This window comes from Senegalia massiliensis, from assembly GCF_009911265.1.
Classification (GTDB): Bacteria; Bacillota; Clostridia; order Tissierellales; family SIT17; genus Anaeromonas; species Anaeromonas massiliensis_A.
Genome location: NZ_QXXA01000013.1, coordinates 87,258 through 105,746, shown reverse-complemented (window position 1 = coordinate 105,746; position 18,489 = coordinate 87,258). Strand labels below are relative to the sequence as shown.

Here is an 18,489-nt window from a genome sequence, read left to right as displayed (position 1 = left end):
TCTCTTTCTTTGGTTTAAACAGCTATACCAACCTTACCTTCTATATCTTTTAAGTGTACTTCACCATCTTTTAAGTGCATGTCTCTTTCTATTCTTGGGTATCTACCTAAATATTTAATAGATTTTAATTCTGATAGTCTAAAGTAGCCTAATTCTTGATCTCTGCCACTATCAACTAAACCAAAGAATAGAAAGTCTCCATTTTCTTGTTCTTCACCCTCAAGAACATACCATCTATAACTACCATATGCATCAAAAAATTTAACTCTGATACATGGATTTTCTATATTCTCAGTTGAATATAATTCTGGTAATTTCCTCTTAATTGACTTGGTTAGTAGTTTCATGTAATAAACACACCTTTCATTTAATAATTTCTTATTTCTATTAGTTACATTTAATAAACTACGCTATACATTCATATACCTCATTTACATTAAGTACTTTTGTACCTTTGCTAATCCAAATGTTGTCATTATGTATAGCAGTAATAACAGTTATAAAAATTTCTCCATATTCAGCAGTTATTTGATTAACTATTCCAACTCCAGTTTCTTTATCTACGATAGCAAATTGTTCACCATTACGTAAATCAAGTAAATTTTCTCCAAGTTTTAGAATAAGAGAATATATTTCATATTTAGATATACCTCTTTCTTCACATCTTTTAAGAGAATGATTGGATAAATCAATGTTTATTAATTCGCCTTCAATGTTTATCTGATAATACTTTTGATTCATTTTAAAAGTTCCCCTTTCAATTTTAAAATTGTTATACCATTTGATAAATTTAGCAATAAAAAAACCCTTTGAAAGATATAAAAATATCTCTAAAGAGTTGAAAAATTGCTATTCCATTTTTAAAACGTGTAATAATAGATAATCTAACCTATTATTAAATTTGATAAATGCCACCGATACAAATATATGCTCGGTTTTTTGTATTTATTTGTTGTATATATATAAATTGTATCATTTTTCATAAATTATATCAAATATAATAACTAACCATATTTCTATTTAAATTGTTTCAACAACTCTTCCAGACTTCTTTAATTTAGTGAGACTTTCTTGAAACTCATCTGGATTTTCAAAAATATCAATTAAAGTATTATCTTTTATTACATATATTTTCTTATTTACATTATCTTTATATAGCAGGTATTGTTCTCTATCAATCTTAATTAGATTTTCTTTTTTCTCTGACTTGATTTTTAAATAATAATCATGAAATATAAAATTATCTTCCTTGATTACACTTACCAACGTACCTTCAACATATAAAATACTTTTATCGTAAGATTCACTTTTTGTATCAATATAATAAGATACAGATATCATAAATATAAAGATAAATACAGCTAAAGAAAGGTAAAGCTTACTTTCTTTTAATAATATCTCTTTAATAATTTTATCATTTTCGCTATTTAATGATTTTATTTTAGAAGTATTAAATATAGCTTTAAGCATTAAAATTGTAAAGATAGTGCCACATAGAAGTATAAACATAATTAACCTTCCCCTTTATATAGTTTCAAAGTATATTCATTATATTTTAAATTAGTTATAATTAAATCCCCATTCTTTCTTTCATTTCACCAATTGACGTATACGTATATCCAAACTTCTCATTAAGTTCTTTATACAGATTTTCAAATTCTACAAGCATTTTATCAATAATTCTATTATCTTCATCAGTTTTAATAGTATCTTTGAGACTTTCTAGTTCAGAATGTAGATTCAGTAGTTCTTTTTCTGTCTTACTAAATGTTTTATTTTTTGCCCTTGTATCCTCACTATCTACCATTGAGTAAGCATCTTCTAATTGTTCTACTACAAGTGACTTAACTCCCATAACTTTTTCCTTTAAAGGATTATCAGAATTAGCTTTTATTATTTCCCTTATAACTTGTATTTCCTCTGGAGATTCCCATAGATAGTATTCTAAAACTTTTAAATCTCTAGGCTCTACCTTACCCCTCTTATTAAGTAGTGCATAACCTTGAAGTATTATAGAGGACTCTATTAACTTTCTATCTGATACAGGTCTATTTAATTTATTACTTATATCCTTACTGATCTTCCAAACTAATTCGTCAATTTCTTCTGATACTTCTACATCCCAAACTTTTTCGTTTAGTATTTTAATTTCATTAAGCTTAATAGTTGCTTGTGGTTTAGTACCATGTCTTGCTCTTTTCATTTTGATAGCCTTTTTGAAATTGTCCTTTTTTTCTATATAGTTAGTTACTACTTTTAAGTGTAGCCTATTATATAGAGGATATAGTATCTTATCTTCTTCTTTATTTTTAAAGTTAGGTATTTCATTTGATGCTGAAAAAATTGATAAATGTCTTGCAGGATATGTATTACCTTCTAAATTTACATCTTCATAGTTTAAACTTTGAAGTAACGTATTCAATAATAAATCATTACTCTTGAAGATTTCATCATAAAAGGCTATATCTGACTCTGGTAATTTTCCCGTTGTAATAACTTTTTGATTACCGTTAACCAACTCCGGAATGTCTAATCTTCCGTATATCTCGTCTTTATCCATCATTTTATTCATTAATAACTCCATATAGTTACTACCTGTAATTCTCTTGTTAAATTCCTTTATAATAAAAGATTTTGCCTGTCCTGTTTTTCCTAAGAAAAACAAATTCCTTTTACTTACTAAAGCTAACTTTATAAGGTTAATCACTTCTTCCCTTTCCATAATAAATTCTTTAAGTTCATCACCAATAGCATTTAGTTTATCAATAGCACCTATACACTCTTTAGTTAATACTTTAGGCATATAAAAACCTCCTTATAATAATCTCATATGATTATTATACCATATAAGTTGTATTTATACAACCTATAACTTGTATAAATACAACTTATATGTCTGGAATATAATAAAAGCATATTCTTAAAGAATATGCTTTTATATTTTTACAGTATCTATTTAAATAATCTTTTAAAAAAAGGTTTTTTTTCTTTTTCTTTATCTCTATTCTCGATATATTTCATTAACTTACTATTCTCACTACTTAATTGTTCTCTTATTTTCTTTTCCTGTTTTTCTAGTTCATTTGACAATGTTTCTTCTATTTCATTTGAGATTGTTTCTTCAATATTTTTTTGCATTATATTTAATTTTTTTTGATAATCTTTTTTTAAAAGAGTTTCTTTTTCATCAATTATCTCAGAAAGTTGAGTTTTCATTGTATTAGCAAACTCATTTATTAACTTATCATCCCTTTCTTCCATATACTGAGAAAGTTTATTTATCATTATTTCATTTAATTCTTTTCCGTTTAATCTATCAATAGATACCAGTTCAAGTGCATTTTCTTTTTGTTCTGCTGCATTTTCTGATTTACTAAGTATTTTCTTAATAATTTCTATTCCTGCACCTTCATCTTTCATATTTTTTATATTTCTTAAGACTTCAATTTCTTTTTCTGTATATTGTCTATGTCCTAGGTCATTTCTAGGAATTATAAGTTCAAAATCTTTTTCCCATTTTCTAATTGTTTGAACATGTAGACCATCTAATTTTGCAGCTACTTCAGTAATTGAATATCCCTTCATTTAACACACTCCTTATTTACCTAAATACATAAACTATTGATGTTGAGTTATACACTTAAAATACATAAATTAAATATTTAATTGATTAATACTATTTACCCAAAGTTATGATGAAAATCATTTTTCTTTTAAAAAATGATTTCTTTTAAAAATGGTAGTCATATTATTAATTTATTATAACATATAACTATTATAAATTCACAGCTTATTTACCTAAATACATAGTTCATTAATGTTTAGTTGTTCCTGTATATAAGCTAATTTATAATTTATCCTACATACTTCATTTAGGTAAATTTATTAGTATCTTTTAAATAAAAAATAGTTAGAGTAAATCAAACATACGATCTACTCTAACTATCTTTTACTAAGTTAAACAAATCTTTACCAAATTGACTATTTTCCTTTTCGATTCTTTCCTTTCTTTTATTCTCACTTGTTTTTTCTATCTGATTAATTTTTTTAGAAATAATAGTATCTATTCTTTCATCGTGACTTTTCCTAAATGTATTAAGTTTCCTACTAGCTGAATATAAGTAGTTTCCTGTATTTAGATATATTATATTAGTCATACTCATAATTGGTGTATTTATCGAAGTAGCTCTATTCTTATCAAATATATCTCTCTTTTTAGTTAATATTCCTTCATCTTCACCTATTAAAGTAACCGTATAACCAATATGATTTTCTCCTATATATCCCATAGAAGTATTATTACTACTAGCATACGCTTTGTATATGCCTCTAAGAACATTATTTCTTATTGTATAAAAAGATTGGAATAATTTATTTGATTTATCTTCAAAAAACCTCTTATCTTTTCCTACATCAAAAATAAAAATATTAGGGATATAGTGAATTGTAACTTCACCATCTTCTTTAACATAAGATTTATAATATTTGGGATTAAATGCAATAGTTTCTCTTTGTAATATCATTTTTCGATATATCTTTGAAATATCATATAAACTTCTTATAACTCCAAGCCTATGACTATATTCTGGGTATTCTTCACATAAACTAAAAAAATCTTTATAATTTTTAGTAGAAAGTAGCTTTTTTATTAGTTGAATGTCGTAACCATATTTATTATTACTCTTATCTATCTTATTTAAAATATCTTTTATAATCATACGAATATGATAAAACATCGTTTTATTACTTATTAATACATTATTTTCTAAAAAATATTCTAATTTCAATATAGAAATTCTAAACTTATCATTTTTTAAATCTTTATTCAAATTAATTCTTTTAAATTTGTTATAATCTCCAGATAAGAGAGCAAATGCAGGTCTTTTAAGATATAAAAATTTATTTTGATTAACTTTTTGAGTACCAATAAATTTAAGGATTTCTAATTTTTTTATTATACCTAAAGTTATTTTCCTATTGGATTCTTTAGTTCGATTTTCACCATCAAATAGATATACTAATTTTTCAAATTGTTTATACATAGCAAAACCATCACAATTCCCTAATATATCTAAAAACTTTGCATATCCTAGATTAATTATTTCTAAATATCTATGTTCAGTTTTTTCAGATACATTCTTAGGTATATCATATTCTTTATTACTATAGTATTCTATATTCAAAGTAATTCTCCTTTCTTATATTACAATCTATATTCTATATCTTTATGAGTATGTATCATTATGTAGTTATCGCAGCAGGATCTAATAAAGTCCTTCTTTTCTTCTATATCACTTTTAGAGTAAGAGTCTGTTATTACTTCTACACCGATTCTGTTGTTATTAGTGATATATAGACCATCAGTAGTTTTCTTTCCTTGATACATATATTTTAAACCTGTTTCAGTAATCCAACTTTCCTTTTCTTTATAATTAAGATACATATAGATTTTAGCTAATACATAGTCATGTTCAATTTGTGATGTATCAGATTTATATATATCTATTAAAAAGTCTTTTCTCATTTTATTTTTACTTTTATCAGATAATGTATATATATTAGTTAGATCTCCAAACATCATATACACACCTTTTTTAATTATATTGTCTTCTTTGATATGGTTGTTCAATCTATTTCTACTCATTCCTAAGAGTTTAGCTAGGTCCTCAGTAATTAAACCAGTTTTAGCTATAGCCTTATACAATTGTATATCTTTTTCCTTTTCTATCATATTCAAGTTCATACACTTACCCCTTTAGTTATAAAAGTTAACACTATATATATAATTATACTCTAAATATATTGTGTAGTAAAGAATTAGAAAATATACATATTTGAAGGGTAAACTAAAGTTGAACTCAACCTAATTTACCCTTTGAATTTATTCTTATTTCTCTACATATTGTTTGCCAAGTGGTGAGTCTTTAATATCTATTTCTCCACTTCTATACATTTCCTCTAGTGTTTCAAATATTTCTTTAGATGGTATAGTCTTTTTTACTTCATTGTTAATATCCATATGATAGTTAGCTAAATTCATATCAGACAATGGAAGATATTTTTTTAATACCTCTTTTAACTTATCATTATTTTCTCCAAATTCATCTAATTCATCATAAGGGTTTTTAAAGTGTGGACTCTGAGTTTTACTTACTCTAGTAGTTAAAGCCAGACTTCTACCTTGTATGGCACTACTTATAAAACAATTACCACTTTGAAAATATTTTAATCTATCAAGTTCTGCTCCTGTAAGATCAGTTTCTTCTGAAATAGTGGCTAAATCATAACTATTATTTGTACGATAAATAAATTTAGTATTAACATTTGCAAGGGTTGTAGTATCTAAATTGGAAGGTCTTTGAGTTACTAAAACTAAATTAATACCATACTTTCTACCTTCTGCTGATATCTCACGAATAATCCATTTAGTTGGAGTCATATTTTCACCTTCTATTGTTTTGGGTGCGAAATTATGAGATTCATCAATAACTACCTCAAAAGGCGGGAATTTTTCAATATTAAGCTGCTTAATTTGTTCTTGAGTAAGAGTATTTTGACTATCTATATATTTTCTTCTTTTCTTATAGAGGTTATTTATAATAAAACCTGCAAAAGTCTTAAGTAGACGAATATTACTTCTGATAATTATTGTCTTTCTTTTTAGAATTGCATTATGAATTGAGTCTATGTTACAGTTGAATATTCCAGTAGCTTTGATATTTTCCAATCTCCAACCTATTCCAGATAGTGCCATCAAGGTAGCAGTTCCTAATTCTCTCTTTGTTCTGTTATATAATTCTAAAGCCTTTGTTGCTACTTTATCTCCTTCACTTCTCCTTACTTCATATTCCCCTGTACCATCTTGATATATCTCCATAAGATTATTTAATTTAGTTTGAAAACTAGTTAATGTATCTCTTTTTTCTAAAACAACAGCAAGTGTGGTTTCCATTGTACTAGTCATATTTTTAGCTGATGATAGTAAGCTAGATAATTCTTCCTTAGATAATTCAGTAAAATCTACCCCTACATCTCTTCCAACATACGCTATTTCGTAATGTCTTTTATAATCATATTGATAATTTACAGGTAGTCCTTCAAAAGTTTCAGAGAAATCCATTTCGTAATGTGGATCAAAAACTATCATAGGTATTTTTTTCTGCATCTTTTCTTCAAGCAGTACTCTTGTTCCATATGATTTGCCAGATCCTGAACCTCCGGTTACTAACATATGAGGATATTGTGCAGTTTTATAGTAATCAAAAACGAAAGGTACACCCTCTTGGTCTAAAACTCCTATATCATCTTTATAAAGCATAGCAATATTACTTACATCATTAGGTAAACTATCTTGCATTTCAGAAGTACCTCGAATCACACCTAATGTTAATCCTTTATTTGGCTTTTTCTTCATTAATAAGTGTTTTACTTCATTAAATTTAGGTAACCTCACAGTAGAGCCTACTGTGATTGGCTTAGATAACTCTCCTACAACTCTTACTTTTGCTAGATTTATAGTTTCATCATCAAGATCATACCCATAACTTGAAAGATTTTGCTTTACTGTATCTTCCATTATTCCTGCTTTTTCACTTGCTAAAGGTACAAATTTATTAAATGAATTAGTTTCTATAATCTCAACTATTGGCTCATCATTATCATTATCCTCTATTATGAGGTATTCATTTATAATAAATTTTCTTTCGTTGGTTGCTATATAAACCTCTGAATTGGTAGTATTCCCTACAACTGTTATACTCATTTTTACATCACACCTTTTTAATTATACTGTAAACCTATAAATTGACCTGTTTTCTTGGCTAACTTTGGCATTGACCAATCTTCATTAGCTTTCCAATATATAAATTCTTCTATTTTTTCACCTTGAATGCTTGTAAAGAAATCAATTTTCTCTTCCATTTTCATTTTGTATTCATCATCTTCCCAAAAATCTTTAAAACCAAAAACTTCAGCAATTCTTGTTACTTCTTTAGTCTTATAATCTAGAATAAGAAAGTCTGGTATCCAACCATTCCACTCTTCATGCTTAGAGTCAGATGATTTTGTAGGTCTTTCAAAAAGAATCTCTCTTTCTAATAGATACTCGGCGAATTCTATTTCTTTAGAACTTTCTACAAAGAACCCTCTACCCTTTAAAGTTGGTATTGTTGCCATCCTATCAATCATTAGCTTATCATTTTTAAAAGTAATAAAAGTACTTATGTAGTATTCAGCATTTTTAACTTTATGCTTATGAAACTCTCTTCTAAATTTTTTAAATTTTACAGTAGCATAAAAATAACCTTTTTTAAAAGGGTCAACTACCTTTATTCTAATGAAATCTTCTCCACGTTGTTCATCAAGTTGTTCTTGTATATCCTCTTTACTACCTAATTTCATGAGGATATATAACTTTCCGTTTTCTATATTCTTTTCTTCTGATAACCTATATTTAACACTAAAATAAGCTTTTTTAATTAACTCAGATATATCTTTATTATTATCCTTAGAATATCTTGGTATAAACATAATGTCAGTAAGATTTATACCTTTTTTACTTGTCTTATTATTCTCTAACTCACTATATAACTCATATAACAGATTTCCTTCCTTTGGACAATACCCCTTATGTTTAACATAGTTTGTCCAACTATTAGAAAGTAAAGTATCTCCCATGTTGAAAATAGAGCTATAGACATTAGTAGTAGAAGTCTTACCCTTACTACTAGATGGGGTGCTTATTTTTATTGAATTTTCATAAAAAGCATTAGTATTAAACACTGCAAATGTTTTACCATCTTTCTCATAGTTGTAAGATCTAGCTCTTTTCTTTTTTCTTTCTTCAAATTCTTTTTCAGACATACTACTAATACAATTTTTGTGATGGTCTAGGCTTTTGTTTGCTCGAATAGCATATGTACTACCATTACTATATTTAGCCATGTGCATTGGTATTCCGTTATCTTTACACAAACAAAAAATCTTTACTTCATCACCATCTGTATTAGCTTTATATAATTTTTTTAATAACCTTTGACCTGTCAGGCTACTTAAAAAACTTCTGGAATAATGTTTTGATTCATCGTTGTGTTCTATTCGAATACTTCTTTCTAAACTCACTTAAACCCCTCCTTATTGATTACTTGCTTGGAAATAACTTCAGTAAATGTTCTTCGGTATTCTCTGGTGTATCACCAACTTTTTCAGCATATTTACAAATACTAACAATGATTTTTTCTTTCAATTCCTTGGTTAATTTTATATCTAGTCCAACGCTTGTAGGGTTTTCACTAGGCTTAAGTTCTGTAATTGCCTTCTTTTCACCCTTGTATATTAATCTAACATCTGCTATACAGGATAGTATAATAGCATTGTTTAATTCTTCACTTGTAATATAATAAAACATATATGGATATTTACTGAACATAGTAGATACATAATTTCTAATTTCTTCAATTTCATAAACTTCTTCTATTTCTCTTATGTATCCTTCAAACCCTATAGTGAGTTTACCTCTTGACCTAAATCTACATTCATCTAAGATTTTAAATACTTTATCTACTTTGGTAAAATCTTCGTTTTCAACTTCGTTCTTACTTATTGATAGGTAAATATAATCGTTAAATATTTTTTCTTTTGAAACTTCTGGATTGTATTCTCTATACATCATAATTCCTCCAATTTTACTTAAAATTTTTAATAAGTTTTAGTATAAGTTCTAATTTATCTTCATCCATATATTGTAATTCTGTAAATAACTCATTTAATTTTGGATTTAAGTATATGTTTTCTGCTATATCTAATTCTATTTTACTCTCTTGATTTGTGTTAAAGAAATCAGATAAGCTAATATTTGAAATCTCACATATTTTCTCTATTTTTTCTACTGATGTTGGTCTAATGTTACTTTCTAGTTTAGATAAGTAACTAGGAGATATATCTAATTCTTTAGCTAGTTCTTTACCTTCTATATTCATTTTTTTTCTCAATTCTTTTATTCTTTTTCCTACGTTAAACATTAAAATTGCCTCCTGTTATGGTTAGCAACTATAAACTTCTCTTTAATATCTAAGTCTAACTCTCCCATTAAGATAGATGTTTCATTGTCGGTAATTCTAACCTCTTTATCCACTATATCAATTGGTATAGGTATTCCTCTGCTTTTTAATGGAGTAAGAGAAGATAATAAACTCATTACTTCATCTACTACATCAACTTGTTCTTTCAGAAAGTCTATAGATATAATTTGAGGATGTTGTGAGAACCTTGCAAATGTCGTGTAGTAGCCTATTTTTATTTCTATATCCAAATCTACCTTTAACCATTCATTGATGTTTAAAACACCAAATAAAAGCTCTCTATCATAATCTTTTATGTAGTTCTCAGTTAATGAATCTTTTAATAATTTAGATATAGTGTGTGTTGATACTTCTTCTATAATTCCTACTGCAGTTACATTATTCTCTAAACAAAATTCTTTGAATTCGTCAAGAAGTGTAGGACAATTATATTCAAATCTTTTGAATCCACCATCTAACAAAACAATCTTATTATTAAATCTCTTAATACCCTCCATAGCACTAATCAGTTCTAATTCAGCTAACCTATTTTTTATGTATGAATGGAAAATTGATTCCATTGAATAATTTCCTTCTTCCATATCATTAATCAAATTATCTAATTTATCTCTATCACTTTTATATACAGGACAGAATACTTCTTCAACTTCCTCAATACAACCTAAATTATCTCGCTTTGTATTATGTGCATAGGCTCTAAGTAGTGTGATTAAATAGGGAAATGTAGCTCCTTCATTGTTTATTGACCCATCTACAGATAGAATGCCATTATCTTTATATCTATTGATTTGCATATGTTTATCCGTTGTAATGAAATTACCTATTTTACTATTCAATAATTTACGTAACTCTGATTTATCTATTTTATTATTCTCTTTATTTCTTAAAAAACTATTTATATTATTTATTTTTGTTATTAATGAACTATTCATAATTTAACTCCTTAAAATTATTATATACATAACTATTATAGAATTAATATATATTGAATATATAAATATTACATAATGATTATGTATTCAATATATATTTAATTATACAGATAGAAAATTTATACTTTGATTTTATAGTAAAATATAAAACATATAAAATTATCATGTATTATTATATATATTCTTTATATAATAATTATATAAAGAATATATATAATGTACTATCTTATACTTTAAACTGTCTCAAAAGTTTCTGTAACTTCTTTCACATTACTAATTCCATTTTTTAATATAAATTCATATGCTTTATCTGTTATTCCAGATATGTCATGATTGTGAGTTGATAGAATTATTTGCTTGTTAAAACTAGTAGATAATTCTCTTAAAAACTTTCCTACATTTAATGCTTTAGATGAAGGAGAAACATATTTGCTAGGCTCATCTAATATAAGTGGGGCAGTTACTTTAGTTCCAATACTACAATTTAAAGTAGTAAGTAGAGATAAGGCCGTTATGTCTCCTTTACCCCCACCTGCACTTCCTTTTGGGTCTGCCTTAACTGTTCCAAAATCAAAGTCAGTAACTACACTAAATTCAGCACTACTATTTTCACCCTTAGTTTTCATATCTATCTTAAATTTTGTATTATCCTCGAATATATATTGTAAAGGTCTAGTAACTAAGTTTTCCATAGTTTCTACACTTTGATCTCTTGCTTCATCAGATGCACTCTGTAACAGTACTAATGTTTCACTTAGTATTTCTTTTTCTTCTAATTTATCTTTTATTAAAGTTTCTTTTTCCTTTATTAAGTCAGAAAGGCTATCTTTTTTGCCTTTTTCACTCTGATATAACTCTATCATTGAATCTAAATAAATCTTTATATCATCTGTATTCATTTAATCACCTAATCTCTTTCTGGTAATTTATTCATTTGCTTTAACAGGTCATATGGTATCAAACTATCTACTTCTTCAATTAATCTTTCTAATTCTTCAGATATGTTATTTATTTCTTCATCAATGTTATCTGGGTTTACTCCTTGTGCTTTTATTTCTTCCTCTAACTCGACTTTTCTTTGCTCGTGTTGTTGTTTTCTATCCTTTGCTAGTTCAACTAGTGTCTTAGTATTAGCTATGCACTCATTATAGTATTTAAGTTGCTTTTCTTTTTCTTCTATATTTAATTTATCTAATTTATTATTCATTTTTAACACTCCCTAATTTATTTATTTAGTTCAACTATTAAATGGTCTACAACATTATCATTAATTTCACTTCTGCATAAAGGACATACTCCAATTTGCTTAATGATTTCTTCATATTTACAAATACTATTATTTAGATCATTTAGCTTTTCTTTAATAGTTACATCTTCTTCATCAATTAGTTTATTCTTATTCATTATTTCTTTTTTAAGGCTAAATACACCTTCATAAACCCTAAATAGATTGTTAATTTTACTTATAGAATCGTCTATTCTATTTAGCTTATCTTCTTGTTGGATAAATGGCTTTGTATTCTCTATTTTAGCTTTTATAGTATTGTATTCGTTTTTAAGTGGTATTAGTGTGTTGGCTTTATTTAAATCTCTTGTAGCATCTTTATATCTTTTAGACAATTTGTTTATATCTTTAGATTCATCTAAAATTCGTCTTATCTTATCAAGTTGAGCATCAACCACCTTATAAGGTTGAGTTACACTATTTAGGTTGTTGAGTTTATATATCAAACTGTTAGCTTTTTCTATATTGCCATCTAACTTAGATACCAGGGGACTATACTTAATTACTAAATTAGCATTTCCTATTTTTTTCTTTGTGTTTGTGTATTTATTTATCAATGGAATAGTATTAGCAATTAAATTAAATTTTTCTGTAGCATTATTTAATAATGTATTAGCTTTATTATTATTATCTTCAATTTTAAGTATATCGTTTTCTGTTTTTATGTTTCTATTTGTAACTACATAGTCCTCATTTAGTTTAATAAGTATTTTGAGATTATTAGTAGATTGTGAAATGTTATTTATTAATTCATCTATATCATCTAATTTTAAGCCTTCATTTATAACTCTATCGGCGTTATTTATTTCTTTAGTAGAGTGAGAGTACCCCTTATCTAACCTAACCAAATTATTAGCCTTATTCAATTTAATAGCAATATCCTTAATTAAATTACTAGCACCATCTATATTATTAATATTAATTTGTTCTAGCAGCTTAACTGATTTATTGTACTCATAACATACTTTTATATATTTAGTATTCAATTCTTTTACTTTCTCTGAGAGAGTTTTTAATTTAACTTGTCTATCATATAGTGCTTGTACCTTATCTATTCGTGCTTTTAAATCATCAAGGTAGTCATATTGCTTTAATTTCAACTTTAATGATTCAATTTCTTCTTCATTTCCAGATATATTCTTATTTACTTTATTTAATTCAACTTTAGTATCTTTTATAGATTGGTCCAAAAAATGGACTCCATATAATAAAGAAACTGCCTTTGCTTTAGTAGTAGAAGTATATTGGTCGGATGTTAAAAACCATCCAGATCCTTGCTCCATATAATTGATTTTCAAATCGTTATTCTTCTTATCATCAATCTTAACTTTAAATGCCCCTAATACAGCAGATACTTCCAAAGGCACATTAACCCCAAAACCTTCTAATATAAATTCTTGTTCCCAACTTTTATGTGTAATGTAATATCTATTATGAGAAGGTGTAATCTCTCTTTTTACTTCAAAGCCATTAATTGTACCAATTATACCTCTACATTCTCTTTCTCCTGTTGTAATATGCTTATCACCACGAAGGGAATTGTATTGCACCCAATCTAACATTCTCATAAATGATGATTTACCATTACTTGATTCACCTACAAAGGTAGTCATGCAATCAGAGAACTCAATATGTGTATATTTGTGACATTCAAAATTTTCAGCTATTCCATATTTAAATTTATTATTTTTTCCATATTCTTTTGTTGTTTCTTCTATAAGTTCAAGTAAATTAATATCCTGTACATCACTCAAATTTAATTCCTCCTTTCGTACTTAAATCATCTATTTAATATTTAGATGTGGTAACCAAATAGAAATGCAAATGTAATACCTAAAATAAATAAGTTATGTTCAATGCTATTTTTAAGTTTCAACATCTTATCAATCTCTGTAGCAATCATATATCGTATGGCATATATACTAGTTAAAATTATTAGTATCATGATTCCGATATAGATATATATTAAGCCTTCACTTACCTTTCCTATTACTCCTAGTTTTGATAGAAACATCAATAAAATAGCTATGATTAAAATAAAGTTTAGAATATTGTTAGAACTTAATTTAACTACTTTTGTTTTATCTTTAACTGATTTTCCTAATACACTCAAACTTAACTCCCCTTTTCTTAATTCTTTCTTCTTTTAAACCTTTAATACTACCTATACATAACCCCATTTTTATTAGATTAAAGAACGAGTTACCTTTCTTGATTATTTTCTAACTTTTGTATAGCATTTGAAACCATTTCCAAAGCTTTATCTCTTACTTTAGGTTTGATATTTTTATTAGAAGATATAGAGTTAATGATCTCCATTACGTTATATCCTTCTATTTTACCTACATTTCTAACTGCCTTTCTGTACTCTGCAAATTCTTCTTCCTTGTGCTTATCCTTTAACTTTTTGGAAATGTCTAAAACGTCTTTTCCATTTCTTGCTGATTTTAGATAATGTTCTTCAAGGCTAATATCACCTTTAGTCATATTTAAGATACCAATTTTAGGTTTTCTTTCTATTTCACTAATATTAAGTCTTGGGATTGCACCAGAATTATAAAAATACTTTCCATCAACTTGAGTAAGAGGGAAACCATTATGCTCATGACCTGTATAAGTAAAGTCAGCTAAAGTATCTGTTATCTGGTCTATAGTAGTATGTCTTATGATTTTTCCCATGTCTTTGTTATGTAACATACCATGTATCAAATGAATATGTCTATCTCCTAATTTCTTATCTATTATATAATCACTCTCATATCCTCTTGAGTCTATATCGTTATGATATGATGTTCCTGTTATAGCACAAGTTAAATTATTCTTTTTTATCAGATGAGGATTCTTTTTAGAAACTAATTTTAAAATACCTAGATTGACTAGGAAACCTAACATAGTTCTATTAAGGGTATTTATACTATTACCATATAGTTCATGATTACCCCCAACTAAAAGAATTGGAATAACCTTCTTAATCTTTTTTTCTAATTTTGGCTTTATATTATTAATATCACTAGTAATAATATTTTTTTGTTTCTTTTTGTCTTTAATTAATAACTCTATATCTTTATATAATCTTTTTTCTTTACTTTCTGGATTATTCTGTTGATTTGATTCATCATATATATTTATGATTTCATTTGTTAGTTCTTCATATTCTCTTTGATATGCAGACATTTTAGTAAATTCTTTGTATGGTTGATAGATCACATCAGATATATCAACTCCATTTAGCCACAATTTTATTACTTCATTTGTAACCGCCATTGATGGCATAGGATTATCAAAAAAATCTCCTGTTTGAATGATTGCATCAACATTATTTGAATAACTAACATCTACTATCTCTCTTATTTTATTTTTTAAAGTTAAGTAGAAATCATCTAGTCGATTAGCAGGAGCATTCTTCCTTTGGTGCATATCACCAACTAAACTAAACTTAAAACTCATATGTTTCCTCCTTTTCTATATTTTAGTATATATAAATTATATAAAAAAATTCCCTATTTGTCAAACGTGAATTATTAAACTTGCCTAATGGTGACATATATTATTTTATTAAAAGAGACTGTGTAACATTGATAATAACTAGGTTAAAGGAATATATTATATATAGATTACATAATATTATATATATAAGTTACGTATTTAATATATAATGATTATATATAAATTAAGGTCTATTTATCTATGTTTACTATATTTAATCACTATATAATAAGTTACATAATGATTACATAATGATTATATAATAACTTCGTTTAATCTAGTACATAAGCTACTTGTAGAAATATCTTAATTAATGCTAAATATTAATTAAGAGTATTGCATAAAGAAGTAATATATAGAGAAAACTAGATAATATTATAAATTAAATCTTCGTTACTAGTAATAATAGTTATAACACTTAATTATATTCCAAATAGCAATATGAGCATATAATTAGTTCATGATTGTCTATAATTGGATGTGTTATTTTTATAAACGCAATTTGTAAATCAAGAGTTTTCGTACGTTCATAAGTCAAATTATAAGTAAGCCATTCTTATATTTCGGCTTATGAACTTTTTATGTATATTTTTTACAGAAATTATTTAAATGTAGTAGAAAAGCTTATATAGTGAGGTAGTCCTAAATGTTATAAAAACTGATTGTTTTATAATTAACGATAAAAAGTTTTCGATATAATTCGACAAAATATATACATACTTATATTACTTTTTAAAAATACAAATTCTATATGTAAATAGCTAATTTTAGGAATTGATTAAATATATACAAAGAATAATAATTTGAAATATTTTACATGCTTATATATAATTCGACAAAAATATTCAAAATAAGACGAATTTCTCTTTTGACAAGTCTTTATTTGATTTATATAATAATTGTGCTTAAAGACTCATTGCAATTGGAAGGAACGTATGCTTTAAAACTAATTTATTGATACATATTTCAAGCTAAAAGCTATATTGATTTTTATTATTCTATTTATTTCGGCATTATATGATATAATATATATGACATTCCATATATGCTTATAGCTTATTACATAGGTTCATCTAGCTTTTATAAATTTACAGCGTTTTATACCTTCCAAATTTAATAGTGCTAGGAGGTATATGTTATGGACATAAAAGAGAGTCAATGTGCTACTTGTTATAAGTACAGTATAAAAGATGGAGTACTATTTGTTTTTGAAGAAAATGAAGGATTAGTGTTCTATGGTGAGTGTAATCAAGTAGATCAAGCTGAAGTCGAAGATACTATTAGTGAATTATGTGAAGATGGTATATTATCTTCCAATGCTAAGTTTAATGAAATATTATCTTCTAAAAGTAACTCTACATTGTTAAACAAACTTATTAGTAACTAAATTAGTTTTTAAAATTAATATATGGGATGAAAATAGGTAAACATCATTGTATGTTTATCTATTTTTTTGTAATATGATTGAAAGTTATTATTATGATTGAGGTATATAAATAGAAGTTTAACAAATGATAATGATATATAAAGCATGAGAATATGGTATTAGTATAATTAGTAAAACTGTATTATGTAGAAAGGTATATTTACATATAATGCCAAATAAAGTGCGTAACAAGATATATAAGAATGGGTCACTTTAGATTTGACATATAAATCGTTCTGATAGCTAAAATATAAGATTTTTAATACGGAAATATACAACTTAGTAAGTACCAATCAAATACTATTCAAAAAAGCAAAAAAATAAAGTAAAAAGAAAGATTCAGTTGTTATCAAGACTAAATCCTTCTTTTTACTTTATTTAATTATACAGAGGAATAAATATATATATTTAGTATTTAGCATAGTATTTAACAGACATATATCTAATTGATAATAGATTAATTTAGTGCTATAATAACAATATATCTATTGTGATAAAAAGAATATAGGGGAGGAGAATTAAACATTAATAATGATGTTATATATAACTTATTAGATATAAAAAATAATGACACAGTAAAAGTTTATTCATTAAAAGAAGATATTAATCTGAATAAAAAAATAGAAGTATATGAAGTTTATAAAAATAATCAAGATTATTATATAAAAAATGAAAAGAATATAGATTTAAATACTTCTATTAAATTCAATGAAAGAGTTAGTGAGTTTTTTATTAACTCGTATTATTTAGAACAAATTGAAAAATTAAACTTAACAGAAAGTGAAAAAAAGGTATTAATACAGAATAGTAATGAAAAATTTATAATAAGAAAAAATCATGATTTGAGAGGTAAGTTCTGTAATGGTATTGAGTTTAATTATTCTAATATAATAAAAGTCGAATTAAAAAGATAGGAGGATAAAATGGAAATAGGATATAAGCAATTGCAATATGATATATCTAATCTGAGAAAAAAATTGGAAAAAACTTATATTAATGAAGGACTAAGCGAGAATAGTATATTTCTTAGTCAAAAGTTAGATAAGTTAATAGTAATACATCAAAAATTTAAAAAAGGGGTTGAAATAAATTAATTACATAAGAATAAAACTAAAAAGTAAGATACAAGTATTAGTAGACCTATTTAACGGTAAACCAATTGATATCATTGCAGCTATAGGGTATTTATTTAGCATTATCATAAATGGATATATAATAAAATTAATCTATAATACTATAACAAATGATTTACCAATAATAAGTCATGTTATTAGCTCTACA

19 protein-coding genes are annotated in these 18,489 nt (G+C 25.8%); 2 read left to right on the top strand and 17 right to left on the bottom strand.

The window, feature by feature from the left end:
• Positions 1-14: 14 nt before the first annotated feature.
• The 17 genes from D3Z33_RS12455 to D3Z33_RS12375 all read right to left on the bottom strand — a co-directional run bounded on the left by D3Z33_RS12455 (position 15) and on the right by D3Z33_RS12375 (position 15,743).
• A complete protein-coding gene (locus tag D3Z33_RS12455; protein WP_160198099.1) occupies positions 15-347 on the bottom strand; it encodes a DUF2958 domain-containing protein in 333 nt (110 codons plus the stop codon).
• A 58-nt stretch (positions 348-405) separates the two neighbouring features.
• Entirely contained in the window at positions 406-741 is a 336-nt protein-coding gene (locus tag D3Z33_RS12450) for a hypothetical protein (RefSeq protein WP_160198098.1), read from the bottom strand.
• 279 nt (positions 742-1,020) lie between these two features.
• Positions 1,021-1,509, bottom strand: coding sequence for a hypothetical protein (locus D3Z33_RS12445; protein ID WP_160198097.1), 489 nt, complete (start codon positions 1,507-1,509; stop codon positions 1,021-1,023).
• 61 nt (positions 1,510-1,570) lie between these two features.
• Positions 1,571-2,803: an AAA family ATPase gene (locus D3Z33_RS12440; RefSeq protein ID WP_160198096.1), complete on the bottom strand. Its 1,233-nt coding sequence runs from the start codon at positions 2,801-2,803 to the stop codon at positions 1,571-1,573.
• 149 nt (positions 2,804-2,952) lie between these two features.
• A complete protein-coding gene (locus tag D3Z33_RS12435) occupies positions 2,953-3,585 on the bottom strand; it encodes a helix-turn-helix domain-containing protein (protein WP_160198095.1) in 633 nt (210 codons plus the stop codon).
• Positions 3,586-3,938: 353 nt separating this feature from the next.
• Positions 3,939-5,183, bottom strand: a complete 1,245-nt coding sequence (locus D3Z33_RS12430; protein ID WP_160198094.1) for a hypothetical protein — start codon at positions 5,181-5,183, stop codon at positions 3,939-3,941.
• A 20-nt stretch (positions 5,184-5,203) separates the two neighbouring features.
• Positions 5,204-5,743: a hypothetical protein gene (locus D3Z33_RS12425; protein WP_160198093.1), complete on the bottom strand. Its 540-nt coding sequence runs from the start codon at positions 5,741-5,743 to the stop codon at positions 5,204-5,206.
• Between the two features lie 144 nt (positions 5,744-5,887).
• Positions 5,888-7,762: an ATP-binding protein gene (locus tag D3Z33_RS12420; protein WP_160198092.1), complete on the bottom strand. Its 1,875-nt coding sequence runs from the start codon at positions 7,760-7,762 to the stop codon at positions 5,888-5,890.
• A gap of 17 nt (positions 7,763-7,779) precedes the next feature.
• Positions 7,780-9,120, bottom strand: a complete 1,341-nt coding sequence (locus D3Z33_RS12415; protein ID WP_160198091.1) for a hypothetical protein — start codon at positions 9,118-9,120, stop codon at positions 7,780-7,782.
• A gap of 19 nt (positions 9,121-9,139) precedes the next feature.
• Positions 9,140-9,667, bottom strand: coding sequence for a hypothetical protein (locus D3Z33_RS12410; RefSeq protein ID WP_160198090.1), 528 nt, complete (start codon positions 9,665-9,667; stop codon positions 9,140-9,142).
• A gap of 16 nt (positions 9,668-9,683) precedes the next feature.
• The gene (locus D3Z33_RS12405) at positions 9,684-10,019 is read right to left on the bottom strand and encodes a helix-turn-helix domain-containing protein (RefSeq protein WP_160198089.1); all 336 of its coding nucleotides are present in this window, start codon (positions 10,017-10,019) and stop codon (positions 9,684-9,686) included.
• Entirely contained in the window at positions 10,019-11,011 is a 993-nt protein-coding gene (locus tag D3Z33_RS12400) for a DNA double-strand break repair nuclease NurA (protein ID WP_160198088.1), read from the bottom strand. The genes D3Z33_RS12405 and D3Z33_RS12400 overlap by 1 nt, the downstream gene beginning before the upstream one ends.
• Positions 11,012-11,244: 233 nt before the next feature.
• Entirely contained in the window at positions 11,245-11,910 is a 666-nt protein-coding gene (locus D3Z33_RS12395; protein ID WP_160198087.1) for a hypothetical protein, read from the bottom strand.
• Between the two features lie 8 nt (positions 11,911-11,918).
• Positions 11,919-12,218, bottom strand: coding sequence for a hypothetical protein (locus tag D3Z33_RS12390; protein WP_160198086.1), 300 nt, complete (start codon positions 12,216-12,218; stop codon positions 11,919-11,921).
• A gap of 17 nt (positions 12,219-12,235) precedes the next feature.
• Positions 12,236-14,050, bottom strand: coding sequence for an AAA family ATPase (locus D3Z33_RS12385; protein WP_160198085.1), 1,815 nt, complete (start codon positions 14,048-14,050; stop codon positions 12,236-12,238).
• Positions 14,051-14,091: 41 nt separating this feature from the next.
• A complete protein-coding gene (locus D3Z33_RS12380; RefSeq protein ID WP_160198084.1) occupies positions 14,092-14,409 on the bottom strand; it encodes a hypothetical protein in 318 nt (105 codons plus the stop codon).
• Positions 14,410-14,498: 89 nt separating this feature from the next.
• Entirely contained in the window at positions 14,499-15,743 is a 1,245-nt protein-coding gene (locus D3Z33_RS12375; RefSeq protein WP_160198083.1) for a metallophosphoesterase, read from the bottom strand.
• Between the two features lie 1,177 nt (positions 15,744-16,920).
• On the opposite strand from D3Z33_RS12375, the gene D3Z33_RS12370 reads away from it, so the two are divergent.
• Both D3Z33_RS12370 and D3Z33_RS12365 read left to right on the top strand, forming a co-directional pair.
• Positions 16,921-17,169: a hypothetical protein gene (locus D3Z33_RS12370; RefSeq protein WP_160198082.1), complete on the top strand. Its 249-nt coding sequence runs from the start codon at positions 16,921-16,923 to the stop codon at positions 17,167-17,169.
• 962 nt (positions 17,170-18,131) lie between these two features.
• Entirely contained in the window at positions 18,132-18,302 is a 171-nt protein-coding gene (locus D3Z33_RS12365; RefSeq protein ID WP_160198081.1) for an aspartyl-phosphate phosphatase Spo0E family protein, read from the top strand.
• The last annotated feature ends 187 nt before the right edge of the window (positions 18,303-18,489 follow it).